This window comes from Bryobacter aggregatus MPL3 (genome assembly GCF_000702445.1).
In the GTDB taxonomy this organism is placed as follows: Bacteria; Acidobacteriota; Terriglobia; order Bryobacterales; family Bryobacteraceae; genus Bryobacter; species Bryobacter aggregatus.
Genome location: NZ_JNIF01000003.1, coordinates 4,176,271 through 4,196,570, shown reverse-complemented (window position 1 = coordinate 4,196,570; position 20,300 = coordinate 4,176,271). Strand labels below are relative to the sequence as shown.

Genomic DNA, 20,300 nt, shown 5'->3' with positions numbered 1-20,300 from the left:
GGTGTCTTCCTTAGAATTGCAATTTCAAAGCAAGCTGCAACTTCCGGGGATCATAGGTCGATGTGATCGTACCGAAAGCAGTGCTCGAAATATTTGCATTCGGTGCGCTGAAGTTGGCCTTATTCATCACATTGAACGCCTCGGCGCGGAACTGCATCCGGAGCCGCTCGGTGATCGCGAAGTTCTTCGACAAGCCCAGATCCACCTGATAGAAGGCAAAACCTCTCGTGATATTCCGGCCCGCATTGCCAAAGGGCTGATAGTAGTCCGGAATCGAGACATTGTTCCTGTTTAGATAGGAGTTCACCGTTCGCTGCCCCTCTGGCATCAACGGATCTCCAGACACATTGGGGCGGAAAGCATTAAAGCCCAGCAGCGTCAGGAACGGAGCCACCTGGCTCCTTGCCGCAGCCGTATAACTCATCGTAAAAGGCTCGCCCGCACGCATGTTCACAATCGAATTCACCTGCCAACCACCCAACACCAGATCTACGGCCCGATGAGAGCTCTGCAGGAAGCGCCTTCCCCGTCCAACCGGCAACTCATAGACCAGGCTCGTGATGTTATTGAACTTGCGATTGTAATTTGAGATTCCTTTATCTGCTCCAATGTCATAAATATTTTGGAAGCTTGTTCCATTCCCGTTGCTGCTGTCAAAGGCCTGGCTGGAATTATCAATCGCCTTCGCCCAAGTGAAGCTGTTCAGGAAGTAAAGTCCTGCTTCGCTCCGCTTCTCGGCGCGCACCTGCAGGCCATGATAATTGGAGAATCCATTGGCAACCGTACCCGAGATGGAACTGTAAGCCAGATTCGGACGACGGTCTTCGATATTTGTGTTCTCGCCAATCGCATTTGGCCTCGCCTGATTCAGGTCATTGATGGTCGCCAAATGATCGGCCTTGTTCCCCACATAAGCGACGTCCAACAGAATCCCCTTCGGCAATTCATGCTGGATCGAAACAAACCAGCTCTTCACTGTGCCCCAGGGCGAATTCGGATCCACATACTGCACCGTACTCTTGCGCGGATCGAACTTCTCCGGTGCCGTAAAGTCAGCCGGGAAACCTTGCTGCGTGTTCAAGAACCCAGGCTGCCCCGGCGTCTGCGCCGCACTGGCCAACACAAAACGTGGCGCGTTATAGGCCAGATAGCTCGTGCCGGTACGATTGAAGCTGTTGTAACCCATGCCATAGCCGCCGCGCAGAACCGTCTTCGGAGCAAAGGTCCAGGCAAGCCCCAGCCGAGGCGCGAAGTTGTTGGTATCCATATGCACCAGGCTCCGGTCATAGATCGATCCACTCTTTGCCGTGAGGATCTTATTTGTTACCGGATCCCAGTTCGACAGTAAGTTATCCCGCTCATAAAACGGCGTGGCCAACTCATAACGAAGCCCCAGATTCAAAGTCAACTTGGAGTTCAATTTGAAGTCATCCTGGAAGTACGTAAAGAAGGACTGCTGCCTGTGATTCACCAGCCCCGGGTTCACCAACTGATAGGTATTGCGCGCGCCAAATAGGAAGTCTGCAAGGCTATAGATTCCTTGTGTTGCCGCCGTAGCGGTCACACCTGCCGGCACGGAGAACAATCCCGTATAAGTATTACGACCGATGATCGGACTCACATCCAGCGTTTCGACGCCGAGCCACTGATATTCCACACCGGCCTTCAACGTATGGCGGCCCGCAATCCGTGTGTAGTTCAGCTTCGGGTTCCACAGCCTTGGGTGCTGGAACTGCGGGCTCGTCCCCTGACGGCCCAGCGAAGTAAAGCTGATCAAGGTCTCAGCGGTGATGCCGCCGGTATAACGCTTGTCCGTAGGCAATCCCGGAATCCCAAACAGATCGAGCAAGCTCGGTCCGCCACTCAGTGGCGGGTCCTTACCGGCCTCGGAAGCGGAGTAACCCAGACGGGCCTCAAGGATCGACTTCTCATTGATCGTCCAGGTGAGGCCACCTGCGAACGAAGTCAACGGCACCTTTTGAAATCCATTGCCATTGCCACCTGCCAGCCCCACGCCAAGCGTGCCCGGATCGAACACATCGAAGCGGCTCTTACTAAAGCGGAAGAATCCGCGCACTTTGTCGGAGAAGTATTGGTCCGCTTTGAAGTCTCCCTTGTCCCGCGAATCCGTGATGCGGCGCAGGCTCTGATAGTTATTGGCCGCAGCTGCACTCGTATTCGCCGGAAGCGCATCCAGCACGCCCCGCGCATAGCGAATCACCGCACTCGCCGGAATCACACCGTCAGAATAAATCTCTCCCGTGAACGGATTCTTGATCGGCACACCCAGACTTCCCGAGCGTTGCGCCGCGTTCGGCAAGGTCGCATAAGCAACCGAGGAATTTACCTCGCGATAGGCCTCATAGTCCAGGAAGAAGAAGGTGCGATTGCGAAGAATCGGGCCGCCCAGTGTAAATCCGAATTGATTCTGATTCTGAATTGGCCGTCCCGTCGTCGGCTTAAAGAAGCCAACGGCATTCAGCTCCGTGTTCCGGAAGAATTCCCAGGCTGCGCCATGAAACTGATTCGTGCCCCCACGCAGACTCGCATTCACGGTCGCCCCGCCGGCCCGCCCATACTCCGCGCTCATGTTGTTCGTAATCACACGAAACTCTGCTACAGCATCTGGCGGAGGCTGCACCACTTGATTGGAGAACCCCTGATTGGAAGTTCCGAAATAATTATTGTCCAATCCATCCAGCAGGAAGTTATTCGCCGTACTTCGCAATCCATTCACGCTAAACGAAGCTTCTCGCTGCGCCGAACCGACGCCCGAACTTGGTGTCCGGACAATGCCCGTGCTCAGATAGACCAGCTCGGAATAAGCACGTCCTGCCAGGGGCAGTTCACGAATCTGCGCCGCCCCAATCGTTTGTCCTCGATCCGAGCTGTCCGCCTGGAGAACAGAAACCTCCGCCGTCACTTGCACGCTTGTCTGCACCGAACCAAGCTCGAGCTTGAAATCCACGCGCTGCCGCGCTCCGATCGTCAGTTCAAATTCCGGACTCGACTGTGGACGAAATCCATCCTTTTCCACTCGAACCCGGTATCGTCCAATCGGAATGGAAAGGAACTCAAAGCTACCCGTCTCACTGCTTTGCGCACGGAAGCTAACTCCCTTGCGCACTTCCTCAATGAAGACACCAGCAGACCCTAATGGCGCACTCGACGAGTCAGAAACGTTCCCCAGAATGTTTCCCGTATCGAACTGGCAGAACAACGGCACGACACTCGCCAGAAATAGCGTGGCGAAAGACAGCAAAAACCTATGCATGGTCCTTAGAAGTACCAAGCAGAAATGTCTATTTAATGAACGATTCCTAACAGATAGATGTCACCTCAAGGAAGCCTCACGCCCAGCTTCCGCAACGCCGCTCGCACTGTGTCCTCTGCCTCAGCACTCATGCCCGTTTCCACCGCGCACAATGCCCTCGCGATCAATCACCACCAGCGTCGGAATGCTATCCACTTCATAGGCCTTGCGCGCCACCTGCTTGGGGCTGTCAAAGAGAGTTCTCATCTTTCGTCCGAGATGATCTCGCAGCCGTTCCCACTGCGCTCCAAATTCTGACCGATCCAGAACTACCGCGAGAACAGGCGCCGTTCCAGTGCCCAACGCCAACAAGTCTTCCTGCACAAACGCATTCGCAAATTGAGGCTTCGAGAACCGCACCGTTAACGCCGTAGGGTCATGGCCAGAAGACTGTAACAACTCCATGGCCACTCTCTGTGCTCTCGCTTCCGATTCCCGACGCCTCATGACAAACGTGATCGGCGACGTCAAGACACACTCCGGCATCCGACCAATCTTACGGTCTCCATGCGCCAGTACATGCGCGAGAAGGGCTGCAAGCTCAGTCTCATTCGAAACTCGCAACAAGAGCGCACCGCTGAGGTACACCAACCTCTAACTGACTGCCTCCGTAGAGGCTTCGACACCACGACTGATTCGAAACTCGACATCGAGGCCCCCCACCTGGCTGGCAACTCGATGGACATAGCTCAATCGGCCAGGATCAAGCACGCGGCCGTCTCGACGATCCAACTCTGCGCTCACAAGCTGATTCATGAGCTTCTCTTTGCGAGCAGTGTCCTCATCCGCGGCAAGAGCAACACAAGCAGGGAACGAAGACTCATCGACTGGCTCCTGCCCAATATCTTAGGACTCTCCGCAGCGCGCAGAATCACCATCGCCCGCCGCTTCAGAAAGTGCTCTCCGTAAGAACAGAGACGTCTCTAAGGAAACCGAACCACCGCATCTACCTTCTCTGCAGGCATTGGATGATACTTCAACCGCACCACTCGTAAGCGCTCATCGTGCATCCTCAAACTCAACAGCATCTGCAAATTGTAATCATCAAAGGGAAACGAATCCTGTTCCACCACGACCAATCCCCCCGCGGGCACTTGCAGCTTGCGGTACTGCTCCGATGCCATCACTTCTCGCACCGGCGCCGAATCAAGATAAAACGGCACCCGGTACTTCTCCCCTCGCTGCACATTCCAAAAAGCAATCAGCAAACAATAGCAAAGCATCGCCGGCACCCAGACCGGCCGCCCAAGGGATTGCAGCTTCTCGAGCAAGGGCAGCAGGCAGAATCCCAGTCCAGGAACCGCAATGAAAAAGACGTAGATGTTCCGCTTGTAAGCAAACAGAAGCAGCCCGCTCACCACCAGAATCAACCACCAACCCAGCAGTGGCCGCCGGTCCCGCAGCAGTAGCGCCAACAGCAGCGGCAAACTCGCCACGATCGCAATCTGCCACCAAGCAGCATCGAGAATCGTAAAGTCGCTAACCCACCCGAGATACCACGACAAATTCCGATGGAGACGATCTATGCTGAACTCGAGCGAGTAGCCGCCATTGGCCGTCATCGCGCTTTTCCGGACCAGATACCAGATCGTTTGTGGTGCAAGCAACAGAGCGCTCCGCCAGTCCTTCCAGAACAGAAACACAAAAGGAATGCACACACTCACTTCCTTCGCTCCCAATGCAAGCTGATAAAGAAACAGACCCAGAATCACCAATTGGTAGCGATTCCCGGCGCGCTTCAGACAAACATAGGCGGCCCAGCCAAACAAGCTCGCCAACGTGTCATAGACAATATGTGCCCCAAAATATGCATCCTGCATTTGCGGGAAATAGGCCACCGCAATCATGCAAAGAAGAGCCGTCAGCTCCGAGGCATGGCAACGAAACACCAGGAACCACACAAACAGATTGCAACACTGCGAGATAAATCCGGATCGGAAGCGGCTGAAAGCCAAACAGTTCATACATCGGCCGGTAGAACAAGGCGGCCGTCGACCGGTCGAGTGGAATCTCAAAAGTGAACAGATTGCGAATCTCTGTACCCCAGGATCGTGGAATGGAATGAACCCAGGTATTCATCACATCATCGGGCTGCAAACTCAAAGGAGCCGAATATAAAAAGAAGAGTGCCGCGCTCAAAAAGACACAAAAAATAAGTGCGATTCCGCTACGATTCAAACCCAACCTCCAACAAACACTCGCAAACACATCTTGTAATTCTATCCAGTATCTGGCCCCCCAAGGATCCGGTAACAGGTAGGCGTCCGGCGCAATCTTCCGTGCAGGAGATCCTCTCATGGAACAGAAATCAGAGAAGTGCGCTCACCCAAGTTGCAAATGCAAGGCAGTGCCAAATAGTAAATACTGCAGCACCTTCTGCGAAGGGCAGGCCCAGACGGCCGATATTCTTTGCAGTTGCGGACACGCAAGCTGTAGCTAGCGTTACAGCCCCACCGGGGCAAATACTGCCGGAGCCTACGCCGATCATGCCAAAATCGTGGAACCACCACCATGGCAATTCGCGTAGCCCTCCACCATCGCACCAGCTACAACTACGATCGTCCCGTCACGCTGGGGCCTCAGGTTGTCCGGCTCCGTCCCGCTCCGCACAGCCGTACTCCAATCTTGAGTTACGCCCTGAAGATCCAGCCCGCCAACCACTTCATCAACTGGCAGCAGGATCCGCAGGGCAACTACCTCGCCCGGCTGGTCTTCCCCGAACCCACCACCCACTTCTCCGTCGAAGTCAACCTGCACGCCGACATGAGCGTGATCAATCCTTTTGATTTTTTCCTCGAACCGTACGCCGAAAATTTCCCATTTCACTACGAAGAATCACTCGCCCGCGAACTCCGTCCTTTTCTCGAAACGAACCCAATCACGCCCGCACTCCAGAGCTTTGTGGATTCCATCGACCTCAGTCCCCGCCTCAGCGCCAGCTTTCTCGTCGACCTCAATTCCCGCCTCCAGAACCTCATCCGCTACACCATCCGCATGGAACCCGGCGTCCAGACGCCCGAGCAAACCCTCACCTTGCGCAGCGGCTCCTGCCGCGACACGGCCTGGCTGCTCGTCCAGACCCTCCGTCATCTCGGCCTCGCCGCCCGCTTCGTCTCCGGCTATCTCATCCAACTGAAGGCTGACGAGAAGTCGATCGACGGCCCGTCTGGCCCCGAGGCAGACTTCACAGACCTCCATGCCTGGACAGAAGTCTATCTACCCGGCGCCGGCTGGGTCGGGCTCGACCCCACCTCCGGTCTCTATGCCGGCGAGGGCCACATCCCGCTCGCCGCCACTCCCGAGCCTGCCTCAGCCGCCCCGGTCAGCGGTCTGGTTAGCCCGAGTCAGGTAGAATTCGAACACCTCATGCGCGTCGCGCGCGCCCACGAAGATCCGCGAGTCACCAAACCCTACACCGACGAGCAGTGGCAGGCCATCGACGCCTTGGGCGAGCAGGTCGATCAGGATCTCGAGGCTGCCGACATCCGCCTCACCATGGGAGGCGAACCGACCTTTGTCTCAATGGACGACATGGATAGTCCGGAGTGGAATACCGAAGCACTTGGCTCTGAAAAGGAACGCCGCGCCGGGCAACTCATCCGCCGCCTCCGCTCTCTTGTCGCGCCCCAAGGCCTGCTCCATTACGGACAAGGCAAATGGTATCCGGGAGAGACCTTGCCCCGCTGGGCCTTCACCTGCTATTGGCGTAGCGATGGCTCCCCGCTCTGGCAGGACGACCGGCTCATCGCCAACCCCGAACAGAACTACGGGCACGGCACCGGCGAGGCGCTGTGCTTTGCCGAAGCGCTTGCCGAACGCCTCACCATCTCCCCGGACTTCGTCATCGCCGCCTATGAGGATCCTCTCCAATGGGTCCACAAGGAACGCCAACTGCCGATCAACGTCGATCCGCTCGACAACCGTCTGGCCAACCCCGAAGAGCGCGACCGTTTCCGCCGCGTCTTCGAGCGTGGCCTCGACACACCGTCCGGCTTCGTCCTCCCCTTACAAAAGCTGGAAACCAAGGACGGCCCTGCCTGGCAAAGCGGACTCTGGCTGCTCCGCGCCCGCCACCTCTTCCTCGTGCCAGGCGATTCGCCGGTGGGCTACCGGCTGCCGCTGCAAAGTCTTCCCAACGAACCCGATTCCAGTATCCGAAAGATCTATGAGATCGACCCAATGGCGCCGCGCGGTCCACTGCCCATTTCCGAGGGTCCGCCGCAGATCGGGCTCTGGGGTGAATTCCTCCAAAGCCCGCCCCGGCAGATTGTTCGCGAGCAGACACTTTCCGCAAAACCCGACGCCACCGTCCGCACCGCGCTGTCCGTCGAACCTCGGCACGGCCGTTTGCATATCTTCATGCCCCCGGTTGAAAGCGCAGCCGAATACGTTGAGCTGATCGCCGCCGTCGAAGAAACCGCTGGCAAACTCGATCTGCCTGTCCTCATCGAAGGCTATGCGCCGCCCTTTGACCATCGCCTCCGTAGCCTCAAGGTCACTCCCGACCCTGGCGTCATCGAAGTGAACACAAACCCCGCCGCCTCCTGGCGCGATCTGGTCTACGGCACCACACAGCTCTACCACGAGGCCCGGCACTGCCGTCTGGCCGCTGAGAAGTTTATGCTCGACGGCCGCCACACCGGCACCGGTGGCGGCAATCACATCGTCATGGGCGCCGCCAAACCAGCCGATTCCCCCTTCCTGCGCCGTCCCGACCTGCTCCGTTCCCTCGTCCTCTTCTGGCTCAACCACCCCTCGCTGTCCTATCTGTTCTCGGGCACCTTCATCGGGCCCACCAGCCAGGCCCCGCGCGTCGACGAAACGCGTCCCGATGCGGTTTACGAACTGGAGATCGCCTGCCAGCAACTGGACACCCACGGCCTCGAAGACCGCTATCTCCCCTGGCTCACAGACCGTCTATTTCGCAATCTTCTGGTCGACGTCACCGGCAACACCCACCGCGCCGAGTTCTGCATCGACAAGCTCTATTCGCCAGATTCCGCCACTGGCCGCCTGGGTCTGCTCGAGATGCGTGCCTTTGAAATGCCGCCGCACGCGCGCATGAGCCTCACCCAGCAACTGCTCATCCGCGCCCTGGTATCGCATTTCTGGAATCATCCTTATCACCAAAACCCCATCCGCTGGGGCACGCGGCTGCACGACCAGTTCCTGCTGCCTGCCTTTGTCCAAACGGATTTCGCCGAAGTGCTCGCTACACTCCCCCATCCCATGGACCCTTCCTGGTTCGCGCCTCACTTCGAGTTCCGCTTCCCCGTCTACGGCACCGTCACCTACGATGGCATTGAGCTCGAACTGCGGCAGGCCATCGAACCCTGGTATGTCCTGGGTGAAGAGGGCAGCGCGGGCGGCACCACGCGCTTTGTCGATTCCTCCGTCGAGCGCCTGCAGGTGCGCGTCCGCAACTTGACTGGCGAGCGCACTGTGGTCACCTGCAACGGACGCCGTCTGCCGTTACGCCCTACCGCCGTCAAAGGTGAATATGTCTGCGGCGTCCGCTACCGTGCCTGGCAGCCGCCGAAGTGCCTGCACCCTACGATCAAGGTCCACACGCCGCTCCATTTCGATCTGATCAATACCGAAACCAAGCTCTCGCGTGGCGGCTGCATCTATCATGTCGGCCATCCCGGCGGACGCAATTACGACACCTTCCCGGTCAACGCAAACGAGGCCCAGGCCCGCCGTGCGGCGCGCTTCCTCGCTTATAGCGGCACTACGGGCAAAGTCGAAATCCCGGAACTTCGCATCAACCCCGAGTTCCCCACAACCCTCGACCTTCGCTGGGTTTAGCGAGTTTCCGTTCGAGGCGCTCGCGGCGATGGCGGAGTTCCATGGTCTTCCCGAGCGCCTCGGCCTCCACCACGCATTCGAGCGCCATGAACAGGTTCTTCTCCGTGTGCTCGTAATACTTAGCCAATTCCTCAAGCGCCTCGGCACGATAAGGGTTCTTGCTGCGCGCCAGATCGCTCCAGATACTGAGCGCTCCCGCCGCATTCTCGCGTTTCTTTTCGACCAGCGCCCATTCCCACAGCGCACGGAACAGCAGTTCGTCACCCATCGGAGCATCGATGCTCCGCCTGTACATCTCTGCGGCTTCGTCCAGCCGGTCTTGCGACACCAGCCAGCGCGCCACCCCACTCAGCTCCGCACCATGGCCCAGCGAACAAGCGCGCGGATCGTCGAACACCGCCGGAATGATCGCCGCGAGAAAGGCAAGCGAAAGGATGTCCAGCGCATTGTGCTCGAGGACAGGCTTCAGCTTCCCCGCCCGGCGCGTGCGCAAGTACTCAAAGTACAACTGCGGAATCAGTTCGCCCGGCACATCCCCCACCCGTTCATGCCCCAACACTTGGCGCTCCAGCTCCACCAGGCGGCAGGATTCATAGCGAAGCTTCCAAAGCCGGCGTGCCCCGTATAACAGGTCCAGATGCTCCATGCGGCTGAACGGCGTGCGTTGCCGCGACAGCGTATAGCGCGTCTCAAGCAGCGGCTGATCGTAGCTCCGGCCGTTGTAACTCACCAGAGTGTCAAAGCGAGTCAGATACTCGGCCAGCGACGACAGCGCGCTTGCCTCCTCGCCATGCTCGCGAATGAACCACTGCCGCATCACGAAGCCGTCCTCTTCGACACTGGCCGCGCCGATCAGAAACGCCATCGTCCCGGCGCCCCCGGCCAGTCCCGTCGTCTCCGTATCGAGATAGACCCAAGGCTTCGCCGACAAGTCCCGCAAGCGTTCCACTGGCAGTTTGCCATGCAGATGTTCATGCGGATAGGTGCGAGTCAGTTCCCAATGCTTGCCCAACGCCGTTTCTACTTCCGCGCCTCCCAGGCAAGACGCGTCTTCCGGCTCAGTGGCCGGAGCAAAACGGGCCTCGACTTTCTGGATGCGCTTGCGCAAAAGGGCAAGCTGCTCGTGCAGACTCGTCGCCAATATTCGTGATCTCTTCGCCTATTTTACGGCTTCGTCGGCGTGATAGCTAGAACGAACTAAGGGGCCGCTTTCCACATGTTGGAAACCGAGCTCAAAGCCATACTTCTTCAGCGCCGCAAACTCGTCCACCGGCACATAGCGCACAATCGGCAAATGCTTGCTCGAAGGACGCAGGTATTGGCCAAGTGTGACGATATCGACATCGTGCGCGCGCAAGGCCCGCATTGCCTCGCGAACCTCCTCCAGCGTCTCCCCCAGGCCCAGCATCAGGCCGCTCTTGGTGGGCATCTCTGGCGCCTTGCGCTTGGCATACTGCAACATCTCGAGACTGCGCTCAAAGCGCGCTCCCAGCCGGACTTGTTTGTACAAACGCGGCACGGTCTCCGTGTTGTGATTCAGCACATCGGGACGGGCTTCGACCACGATATCCATCGCCGCATGCGAACCCTGAAAATCGGGCACCAGCACCTCGACCCCACAGCCCGGCACACGTTCGCGAATCGCGCGGATCGTTGCCGCAAATACGCCAGCGCCGCCATCGGCCTGATCGTCGCGGTTCACGCTGGTGATGACGGCAAAGCGCAGGCCCATCTGCGAGACGGCTTCGGCAACGCGGCGCGGCTCGTCATAGTCGACCTCAAGCGGCGCGCCCTTCTGCACGGCGCAGAATCCGCAGCGGCGGGTGCAGACATTGCCCAGAATCATGAAGGTCGCGGTCTTGCGATTCCAGCAGTCTCCGATGTTGGGGCAGGCCGCGCTTTCACACACGGTATGCAGTTTCAGATCGGTGACCAGTTGTTTCAGATCGCGGTAGTTATCGCCAACCGGCGCGGGAGCCTTCAACCAGGCGGGCCGTGTCGGACGAGCAGGCTCAATGGATACAAGCACTATATTCCTAGTTTATCCTCGAGGATCTGATTAGGCCGGAACGATTGCCGTCCGACCGCTGCGCGCGGAATGAATCCAATCAGTTCCGGCTCGAGAATCCCCACTCCATATGCGGCGGCTTCTGCCTCAACAGCCGCATAAACCTCATCTACGCTGGTGACGGCAAAGTCCGTCAAGTTCATCGACACCTGTGCGATGCCCCGCGATTCCAGAAACAAACCCAAGGCCTTCACGCAAGGCAAGCCACCGGAACTCGTACGGATCTTTGTTGCAATCGCCTTCGCAATTGCAACATCGCTTGTTGTCAGGTTCAGGTTGTAGGCAATCAGAAAATGCCGTGCGCCGACGACCGTGGCACCGGCTGTTGGATGCGGGGCACCCAAATCGGGAGCAAAGCCACCGCGCCGCACCACCTCGAGACGCCGCTTCTCTGGTACCTTTGCCGCCGCTTCATAAAAGTGAACCCCCACGCCGAAGCGCCGCCAGATCTCTGCTCCGGCTTCCCAGGCAATCTCGATGCAGTCCTCCATCGTCGCCCCCTGCACGGGGACGAAAGGGACCACATCAGCCGCGCCAATTCTCGGATGGACGCCCACTTGTTGCGTGAGATCGATGCGTTCCACCGCAACGCCCACCGCACGAACGGCAGCATCGAGCACAGCCTTCGCCTCACCAGCAAGGGTAAACACACTGCGATTGTGATCAACATCCGCCGTGCGCCCGAGCAGTGTCACTCCGGTCAATGCCGCGGCAATCGCATCGAGAGTGGCGGCATTGCGGCCTTCTGAAAAGTTCGGAACGCACTCAACGATCATGCAGCGCCAATCGGACCTTCGCCCACGCTCAGCGCTGCGAGAAGCTGCTCTTTGCGCTCCTGGGCTCCGCGCTCGGCCGTATCCATCGCAATTCGGTAAAACACAGCGGCAAGTACGGCGTTCAGCGTCAGCACCCCAAAAAAGGCCCACTCACTTTCAAAGGCATAGCGAGCCAGATAGGCCAGCCCAATCGGAATCCCCAACACCGGATAGGCCAACAACATCCACACCTGGAACTGGCCACCTTGCCGCGCCCGCCAAGAGCTTTGCGGATTCGAAGGCCGCGGGTAATAGACGCTCCCGATGTTCCCCAGACCGGTGAAGAAGATCGCCAGCACGCCGGTGACGGCAAAGGCCTCCGCAATCTGAACGCCCCCAACCGGGAGCCGCAGCAACAGGCAGGCACCAGTCACCAGAACGAGTTCTAGAAAGATGTAGACACTTGCGGTGATGTTTTTCGCCAGCAGCACCGTCCGGAATTTCACCGGCGCAACCCAGTACAACTGCGCAGCGCTCCGATCAAAACCAAGGTGATTGAACAGCGCCACCTCCCCCAGCATCATCACCGAATACACACTGATCCAAGTGAGAAAATTTCGCTGCATCACGCCGCCTGGCGTCGCAATCTCACGGCTGAAAACAAGCGGCAACCAAACCACCAGACCAAAGGTGAAGCCCATGAAAAACACCAGCCGGAAGCGGGAACTCCGCGCCAGGCTCTGCATCTCTTTCTCCACCAGTGCGGCAAGCGGATCGGGAAAAATGCGGCGCGGCCACTCAAAGAGCAGCCCGACCCAGCCCCGCCCCGAAGTGGTTCCCCCATGCCCGGCATCGGCACGCGCCGCATCGACATCAAAATGCAGTCCGCGCTCGAACTGCCGGCGGCCAAACCAGATCGCCAACACGGTCCAGCCCAGCATCAGTGGCAGGTGCACTTGCGGCTGTCTTCCCAAGGCCAACCCGGCCGCCGCCCCCCAAGGCAAGAACGACTGATTGAAGCCCATCACAGCCTCTTTGAAGCCTTGCGGTAAGCCCAGCAGCGCAATCATCTGCGGACTCACCATCACCACCACCATCAACAACACCGCGATTTCCCGAATTCCCTTTCGCTCCATGATCCGGGCCACCAGATCCTTGATCCCCGCCGAGAGATACAGGTTAAAGACGAGGAAGATCAGGAGCGTAAAAGGCGCCCAGACTGGAATCTCCGCGTTGGAGAGTAAACCGACAAACGCGCCGGTCAAAAACAACACGACTTCGATTCCCGTCGAGAGGCGCAACAGGACCTCTATCAGGAAGAGCTGATTGTGTGGCACCGGATAGACGATGAGCTTGCGTGAATCGAGCGACATGCCGGTGGAGGCGAGAAAAACCGGCACCACCTGCCAATACAGAAAGGCTGCCAGCAAACCGAAAGTAACAAACGATTCCAGTTTCGGAACCCGGCTGGGATGCACTGAGCCGAGCGCAAAGGCAACACCGACGCTCAGCGCCGCCACCATCAGGTACCAGATCGCCATGACGATGGTACCGACCCAATACCCGCCCATCTGCGGCTTGCGATAAAAGTTCACCAGGGTCCGGAACTGAGCCCAGAGGATTGCCTTTATAGCCATGAAAGGTCTGCCGATCGATGCGTCTCGCCCACTGTGCGCACAAACAGGTCTTCCAGCGTTTCCGACTCCCCACCCTGCCGCAATTCATCCAAAGTTCCTTCTGCTACCAGTTTGCCCTCATGGATGATTGCAATCCGGTCGCAGAGCCGCTCCACCACTTCGAGCACATGCGAGGTGAGAAAGATCGTCGCGCCGCCCTTGACCAGATCGAGCAGCAAGTCCTTCATCAAGCGCGCCCCCACCGCATCGACGCCTTCAAAGGGCTCATCCATCAGAAACAACTTCGGCCGGTGGATGAGTGCGGCCGCCATCGCCACACGTTTCCGCATGCCTTTGGAATACTCGGCAATCAACTTCCGGCCCGCGCCCCCGAGTTCAAAAAACTCAATCAGTTCTTTCGCCCGTTCCTGCGCGACAGGCCGCTCGAGGCGATAAAGACGGCCAATGAACTCGAGATACTCCGGCCCCGTCAGATTGTCAAAGAGCAGTGATTCATCGGGCACAAGACCAAGGTTCGGACGAGCCTTCTCGATCGAATCGCCCAGCAGAAGAATCTCGCCAGAACTCGGTTGCGCCACGCCCATCATCATCTTGATGGTCGTCGTCTTTCCGGCGCCATTCGGACCCAGAAAACCGTAGAAACATCCTTGCGGCACCGACAGGTTCAAACCGTCTACCGCCGCCTTGGCGCCATAGGTTTTTCTCAGATTCTTAATCTCGATGGCTAACACTTTTTGTATTATCCCCCTTCAAGTTCCACTACCCAGTTCCGATAAGGCCAGAGTGGAGCTCATCACGATCGCCGACAAGGAGTCCGATATCCTGAGCGTCGAAAACAAGCAATTGCTCTATCGACCAAAGCTCCAGCGCGTTCTCAACAATTTGCCCGCCTTCTCCCCGATCCTGAACCGCCTCCTCGCCAGTTTGGCCAGTGAGGATGTCCGGTTTAGTGAGTTGGCGAGTCTGATTGAAAAAGATACTGTACTCAGCGGCCATGTGCTCCGTCTGGTCAATAGCGCAGCGATGGCCCGCCGGAGCCGCATCAATTCGATCTCCCATGCGGTGAGTGTCCTCGGTATTGTCCGGCTACGAAACTTTCTGCTCAGCCTCTCGATTGCCCGCCTCTGGCAAAGCACACGCACCCAAACCCCCTGGTCCATGGCGAAGTTCAACCTGCATGGAGCAGCCGTTGCGCTGATGGCCGACCTCCTGGCGCAACACTGTGATTGCTCCTACCCCGAAGGTGCTTTTCTCGCCGGACTCCTGCATGACTATGGCAAACTCCTGATTGCAGCCGCCTTGCCCGAACAGTTTCTGGAGATTCTGAAGCTCAGTAGCGAAGAGGAAAGCTCTCTCATCGATTGCGAACGAAAAGTTACCGGCTTCACACACGCGGAGCTCTCCGCCATGACACTCAAAGCGTGGAATCTTCCGGAAGACATCGTACGTGGCGTAGAGTTCCACCATCAGCCGGAGGAAGAAGCCGCGCTACTTGCTACGCCCGTGAAAGGCATTCTCCTCGGCCGGCTGATCTTCATTGCCGATGTCATTGCTCATCACCTGGGCTTACATGTTCTGCCTGCGGAAGGTCCAGCACAGCCGTCCCGGGCCAATGCGCTGGCCGCGCTGGAGATGTTTGGCTTTCACGCCGTTGCCCCCAAGCTCCTTGAGCAATTTGACACCGAGTACGACGCGATTCGCGCCTTCTTCTAATTCTTCTTTGCCGCCAAGCGTGGCGCGCCGAGTTTTCCTCACGCGCCAGAAGCAGGCTGCACTTGAGAACTTCGATTTCCCCGCCGATCCTGACGTTTCGAGACGAGAGAAGCCATCATCGTCTCGAAAGCAGTATCTTGAGAAATCCGATGCACGGCACTGTGGACTGGTGGAAGATTCCTTTCGTCCGGAGCGCAAGTTCAAGACATACCCGATGGGCTATTTACATGCTGAGGTCCGTATCACCGAGATCAGCATCTGCATTCCTGGCCACGCTACATTGCCACATGTTCGACATGCGTCGCCGCAAACCCCATCGAACACCAGCTCACCAAGATCAGGCATCCATGGACCAACGGCCAAGTCGAACAGATGAACCGCGCGATCAAGGACGCAACAGCTAGAGCCTGTAATTCACTTAGATCCAGAAAGGCGCGGTTGAGGAAGGGGCAGGCGAAGAGGAAGGGGCAGGCGAAAGCGAGGAAGTGGAGTCCGGCAACGGTTTGAGGAAGGCGTTCGAAATCACGGGCGAGACAGCGAAAGCGGATGGTCCAACCGAAACTCCGTTCCACAACCCAGCGCCGCGGGAACAGGACAAAACCCTTCTTGGCCTCCGGTAACTTGACGACTTCCAGTTCGATCCCGTGTTGTTGGGCCGCCTCAGCTGCCACTTGTCCGGTATCACCCTCATCCTCTCCCGTCACCAGTTGGATTTGAGCGGCCAGTGCACTCACTTGAGCTCGATCCTGCTCAGCGGCCGGAGTGACATGGAGAGCCAACAGATGGACCAGGGTATCTACGGCAATAGTGTCTTTTCTTCTCTTGGCTCCGTCGTAGCCACCGCGCGCCCCGCGTTCCGGCGTCGACTGCAAGGTACGGCTATCGAGAATCGCCGCGCCCGGTTGCGCTTTGCGCCCTTCCCGCAAGCGCAATACCTCTCGCAGGTCCTGAACCATGACTTCAAACACCTGCGCTTGAATCCAACGCTGCGCCTGCTGATCAACCACCTCCCAGGGTGCAGATCATTCGGCATCCAACGCCAAGAGGCTCCCGTTCTGATGATGTAGCGCAGCCCGTTGAAGACCTCTCTCAGATCATGGTTGCGCGTGGTGCGGCTTCATCCAGCAATGTCAGGTAGCCTGACACAAAGGCCCAATTCTTCATCGCTCACGTCGGACGGATATCGCTTTCGGGCTTCGGGGGGAAGGCGCCAGCCCTTCAGCGTCTCAAAAGTGAATTACAGCCTCTAGGATCGTACCTGACGCGCTGCGGAGTGCACATCTGTTGCAGCACAAACTTCAAGCGCGAGGAGGCCCAACTGTCCTAATTCTTCTTGGGTGTCGTGGACGTCGCGCTGCCCTTGCTCAGGCGCCGGAAGTATTCCGCGACCTGATCGGCATAACCTGTAGGAACACGGTCCGGAGTCGCACTGCGCGCCTGGCTTCCTGCTTCCTTCGCATCCATCTCGCGGCGAAGCTTCAGTTCCAATTGCTCCAGCACAGGGAGCAACTGGCTTCGCATCTGTTCGACGAGAGCCGGATTGCCCTTGAAGCGATTCGGGTCTAAGGCCGCCATCTCGCGAAGCAGTTTCTGGATCTCGGCCTGATCTTCTGGAGTGCTGCCCAAGCGATTTCGGTTTGCTTCAAGATCCCGCAGACCTTGCGAGAAATTCTGCTGCATCCCACGCATCTCGGCAGCATTCGGCAGACCAGGTTGGCGCTCGCCCATATTCATGGCACCACGATCTGTACCACTGCCCCCGCCACCGCGTTGTTCGCTCGGGTTGCCCTGCTGGCCACGACCCTGCCCCTGTTGCTGGCCCTGGCCCGGCTGATTGCCAGCCTGCTGCCCCTGTCCCTGCCCTTGCTGCTGTCCTTGCCCGCCTTGCTGGCCACCCTGTTGCCCTTGTTGCTGCTGTCCTTGGCCTTGCTGTTGTCCCTGCTTGGACTGTTGTCCTTGCCCCTTCTGATTCCCCTGCTGGCTGCCGCCCTGTTGCCCCTGCTGCCGGGTCAATTCGGCCACTTGCTGCCGCAGACGTTCTACCTGCGCGAGCGCCTTCTCATTCGGATCCTGAGGATTGCCGCCCGGGCCAGCCATCTTCTCGGCCTCCTTCACCTTGTCACGCAACGCATCGAGAGCCTTTGTGATTTCCTTCTCGCGACCCGCCATGTATTGCCCATACCCACGGCGGATGTATTCGCTCATCATCTTCATCTTCAGGTTGAGGTCTTCCTTCTGGGCATCGCCCAAGCCTTCCTGAAGCTTCGCCGAGGCGCTGCGCTGCGAACTCCGCAATTGACGGGCGGCATCCTGCAGATCCTTTTCGAGTTTCTGGTAATCCTCCATCATCTTTGCCTTCTCATCGGCCAGCTGATTCGCCTTCTGCGGATCTTGCCCCTCTTTGAAGGAATCGCTGCGGGCATTCGGGTTCCGGTTCTCGCCCTGCCCATACTGGTTGCGCATCTGCTTCTCAAAGTCACGCTGGCGCTGGGCCAGCTCTTCGCTCCGCCTCGATAAGTCGCTCAGTTGCTGCTCTCGTCCCGACTTCTCGCTGTCCCGCATCAGGTTGCGAGCTTCATTCAGCCGCTCGGCGGCACGGCGTGTTTCCGCATCGTTCTGCTGCCCGTTCTGCTGATTCGCTGTCGCGCGGCGCATATCGTTGGCCGCTTCCTTCAACTGTTCCATTGCCTTGTCCAGGCGAGGATCGCGATTCAACTTCTGTTGCTGGCGGCTCTGTTGCCCGCTCTGCCCCTGCTGACCGCTTTGTTGAGACTGTTGGCCACTCTGCGATTGCTGTCCAGCTTGTTGCTGGCTCTGCTGCTGGTTCTTCTGCAAGCGCTCGAGTTCCTGCTGCAACTTCTCCGCTTCACGGCGCAACATCTCCTGCTGCCAACGCTGCTCCGGCGATTGCTGATTCTGCCGGTTGTTGCTCGCCAATTCCTGCTGCCTGCGGGCGAGCTCTTCCAGCTTCCGCAGTGCCTCATCGGTTTCCCTTTGCTTCTGCTCGGCACTCATCTGCTGGCCGGTCTCGTACTGATTCTTCTCCGTATCTAACTCGAGATCGAGCAGACTCTCAAGATCACGCTGAGCGCCACCCCCTCCGCCGCCCCCTTGCTGCCCCATGGCAACTTCGATTTCCTTGCGCCGCGCCTCAGCCCGCTGCAAGTATTGCAACGCCTTCTGCTCATGCGGCAACGCATCCTTGAACTTCTGGCCTCGCAAGGCCTCCACTGCAGGCGACATCGCGTTGGCCGCTTCCGTCATATCCTTGGCCATCAGTTCGATCGTCTCGTTCTGTCCAGCCAGTTGCCGGGCGCGAATGCGCTGTACGAAGGTCTGCGCCTGCTGCCGCAGCTTCTCCTGCGTTTCACTCAAAAACTTTGCGTTCTCTTTGGCTTCGTTCGCGTTCTTCTTCGTCTTGTCTTCCTGGAAGGTGGCGCTGATGATTTCCTTTTGCCGCTGGACAATATTGCCATCCTGATCCTGCTGTCCACCACCCCCGCCACCCTGCTGTTGGCTCTGTGAAAACTCCCGCTCATAAGGCTGCGCCTCGAGGAAGAAGACATCCGTCGAAGACTCCGACTTCGCATCGTGCGCCTTGGCGTAGAACATCACATTGTCACCAGGGGAAAGCTTAAAATCTTCGAGGTTCAACTGGTAGCTGCCAGAACCATTCTTCGATCCACGGTGGATAGGCAACTGCACGGTCTGCTCCGTCCCCCCATTCACCGAATAGTGGAAGCTGAGCGCATGCAATCCGAAGTCGTCAGTCGCACTGATCTCGAAGGCAACCTCTTCGATCGGGCTCACCTTCGCATCGCGTCCCGGCCGCGAGATCTTCACCTCAGGCGGACCTTCCTTCAATGCTTCGACAAAGTAGTCATCGGTCAGACGGATCGCCTTATCGTTCTCAAGCATGGCCAGATGGAAAGAGCCATCCTTGCGAATGCTGACCGTCACCAAATGAGTGATTGGACTCTTGCTGTGCACCGGCACCCGCGTCCCGTCGTCCATCAGCAGCACCGGCTTCTCGAGTGGCTTATCGGTCTCGATCTCGAGATAGGCATCCGTACCTGTCACCGCGCGGAGATCGCCGCCCGGGTTCTCGATCTGATCCGGCATTCCAGACCAGGACGGGAAGTGGTAGGTGGTCTTGATCTTTTTGACCCCGGGCAGATCGACAGCCGTCAGCGTGTATTGCTGGCTCTTCAGGCTCCCGGCGACAACATAATAATCCACACTGTCGGCAAGCCCGGCAAACAGGAAATTCCACTTGTCCGTCGCCCCATTCACCGGCATCATCGGCACTTCTTCCCAGGTGCCGGCTTTGTGGAAACGGGCAAAGATGCGGACACTCGGCGGGTTCATCCCACTCACCTGCGCGGTCACCATCATGTCAGCCCGGCGGCGCACTTTGGTCGAACCAGGTTCCACTTTCAGTTCCCGATTGAATACGCTCGCACCCTTCGGAACCCCGCCCCAGAGCAGCGCACTGCCCTGCCCCAACCAACCCGGACCCGCCAAAATCAACCAAGCTAAAACACCCAAACTCACCACGGCCGTGCCCGCAAAGCTCGCGATCCAGGAACTGCCTACCAGTTGTGATGGCTCATACGCACGCGCCTTCTCCCAGGCCTGTTCGGCAACCAGCGCCACCATCGGATTCGACTCGTCCTTGTTCTCAAGACAAGTGATCAGACGCTGATCAAGACCCGGCACCGTCTGCTCCACCTTTTGCGCTGCACGCCGGCGATTGATCAACATCACCGGAAGCGCGATACCGAAGGTGATCGCGGCAGCAATGCTGAGGAAGAGCAGGGCCCGCGACCAGTTCCAATTCTCCGCCTGGACATCCAGGCGATAATTCACAGCCACCAGCAGCACCGTCATCAACAGTGCCACCATTGCGGCAATCGCCAACCCTTTCAATACCGCAGACGCCAGCAAGCGGCGCTTGACGCGCTCTACGTATCGATTCAGGTACTCGAATGCCATAACGGTACTCC

At 58.3% G+C, this 20,300-nt stretch carries 12 protein-coding genes and 1 pseudogene; 2 read left to right on the top strand and 11 right to left on the bottom strand.

All coding sequences use genetic code 11. The features are described 5' to 3' along the window. Positions 1 to 10 precede the first annotated feature (10 nt). The 4 genes from M017_RS0119360 to M017_RS0119345 form a co-directional block, all read right to left on the bottom strand. Complete coding sequence (locus M017_RS0119360; RefSeq protein ID WP_031499809.1) at positions 11 to 3,274, bottom strand: TonB-dependent receptor; 3,264 nt, start codon at positions 3,272 to 3,274, stop codon at positions 11 to 13. 120 nt (positions 3,275 to 3,394) lie between these two features. Then, positions 3,395 to 3,718 carry a peroxiredoxin family protein gene (locus M017_RS29760; RefSeq protein ID WP_031499808.1) on the bottom strand — a complete coding sequence of 108 codons (324 nt, stop codon included), beginning with the start codon at positions 3,716 to 3,718 and terminating at the stop codon, positions 3,395 to 3,397. A gap of 189 nt (positions 3,719 to 3,907) precedes the next feature. Continuing rightward, positions 3,908 to 4,069 (bottom strand): hypothetical protein, encoded by a 162-nt coding sequence (locus M017_RS29460; protein ID WP_155121499.1) that lies wholly within the window; start codon positions 4,067 to 4,069, stop codon positions 3,908 to 3,910. Positions 4,070 to 4,236: 167 nt separating this feature from the next. Then, the gene (locus tag M017_RS0119345; RefSeq protein ID WP_031499806.1) at positions 4,237 to 5,214 is read right to left on the bottom strand and encodes a hypothetical protein; all 978 of its coding nucleotides are present in this window, start codon (positions 5,212 to 5,214) and stop codon (positions 4,237 to 4,239) included. A gap of 610 nt (positions 5,215 to 5,824) precedes the next feature. Between M017_RS0119345 and M017_RS0119340 the strand changes: the two genes are divergently transcribed. Then, positions 5,825 to 9,121, top strand: coding sequence for a transglutaminase family protein (locus M017_RS0119340; RefSeq protein ID WP_031499805.1), 3,297 nt, complete (start codon positions 5,825 to 5,827; stop codon positions 9,119 to 9,121). Here the strand turns inward: M017_RS0119340 and M017_RS0119335 are convergent. The 5 genes from M017_RS0119335 to M017_RS0119315 are packed head-to-tail and all read right to left on the bottom strand — an operon-like array spanning position 9,078 to position 14,312. Next, positions 9,078 to 10,262: a ribonuclease H-like domain-containing protein gene (locus M017_RS0119335; RefSeq protein ID WP_051670510.1), complete on the bottom strand. Its 1,185-nt coding sequence runs from the start codon at positions 10,260 to 10,262 to the stop codon at positions 9,078 to 9,080. The genes M017_RS0119340 and M017_RS0119335 overlap by 44 nt on opposite strands. A gap of 18 nt (positions 10,263 to 10,280) precedes the next feature. After that, positions 10,281 to 11,150 (bottom strand): lipoyl synthase, encoded by an 870-nt coding sequence (gene lipA / locus M017_RS0119330; protein ID WP_031499803.1) that lies wholly within the window; start codon positions 11,148 to 11,150, stop codon positions 10,281 to 10,283. After that, entirely contained in the window at positions 11,150 to 11,965 is an 816-nt protein-coding gene (ftcD, locus tag M017_RS0119325; RefSeq protein WP_031499802.1) for a glutamate formimidoyltransferase, read from the bottom strand. The genes lipA and ftcD overlap by 1 nt, the downstream gene beginning before the upstream one ends. Further along, positions 11,962 to 13,581 (bottom strand): hypothetical protein, encoded by a 1,620-nt coding sequence (locus tag M017_RS0119320; RefSeq protein WP_155121498.1) that lies wholly within the window; start codon positions 13,579 to 13,581, stop codon positions 11,962 to 11,964. Before M017_RS0119320 ends, ftcD begins: the two co-directional genes overlap by 4 nt. After that, positions 13,572 to 14,312 carry an ABC transporter ATP-binding protein gene (locus M017_RS0119315; protein WP_031499800.1) on the bottom strand — a complete coding sequence of 247 codons (741 nt, stop codon included), beginning with the start codon at positions 14,310 to 14,312 and terminating at the stop codon, positions 13,572 to 13,574. Before M017_RS0119315 ends, M017_RS0119320 begins: the two co-directional genes overlap by 10 nt. A 52-nt stretch (positions 14,313 to 14,364) precedes the next feature. On the opposite strand from M017_RS0119315, the gene M017_RS0119310 reads away from it, so the two are divergent. Further along, complete coding sequence (locus M017_RS0119310) at positions 14,365 to 15,294, top strand: HDOD domain-containing protein (protein WP_031499799.1); 930 nt, start codon at positions 14,365 to 14,367, stop codon at positions 15,292 to 15,294. A gap of 467 nt (positions 15,295 to 15,761) precedes the next feature. On the opposite strand, the pseudogene M017_RS26910 reads toward M017_RS0119310, so the two are convergent. Both M017_RS26910 and M017_RS0119300 read right to left on the bottom strand, forming a co-directional pair. Then, positions 15,762 to 16,516: pseudogene (locus M017_RS26910) on the bottom strand (IS5 family transposase); the annotation flags it as partial. A gap of 101 nt (positions 16,517 to 16,617) precedes the next feature. Continuing rightward, complete coding sequence (locus M017_RS0119300) at positions 16,618 to 20,289, bottom strand: hypothetical protein (protein ID WP_035957885.1); 3,672 nt, start codon at positions 20,287 to 20,289, stop codon at positions 16,618 to 16,620. Positions 20,290 to 20,300 lie beyond the last annotated feature (11 nt).

Bases quoted from the DNA above. Each gene is read 5' to 3' on its own strand.
- M017_RS0119360 (WP_031499809.1), bottom strand. From the start codon at position 3,274: ATGCATAGGTTTTTGCTGTCTTTCGCCACGCTATTTCTGGCGAGTGTC.
- ftcD (WP_031499802.1), bottom strand. From the start codon at position 11,965: ATGATCGTTGAGTGCGTTCCGAACTTTTCAGAAGGCCGCAATGCCGCC.
- M017_RS0119300 (WP_035957885.1), bottom strand. From the start codon at position 20,289: ATGGCATTCGAGTACCTGAATCGATACGTAGAGCGCGTCAAGCGCCGC.
- M017_RS29760 (WP_031499808.1), bottom strand. From the start codon at position 3,718: ATGGAGTTGTTACAGTCTTCTGGCCATGACCCTACGGCGTTAACGGTG.
- M017_RS0119320 (WP_155121498.1), bottom strand. From the start codon at position 13,581: ATGGCTATAAAGGCAATCCTCTGGGCTCAGTTCCGGACCCTGGTGAAC.
- M017_RS0119340 (WP_031499805.1), top strand. From the start codon at position 5,825: ATGGCAATTCGCGTAGCCCTCCACCATCGCACCAGCTACAACTACGAT.
- M017_RS29460 (WP_155121499.1), bottom strand. From the start codon at position 4,069: ATGAATCAGCTTGTGAGCGCAGAGTTGGATCGTCGAGACGGCCGCGTG.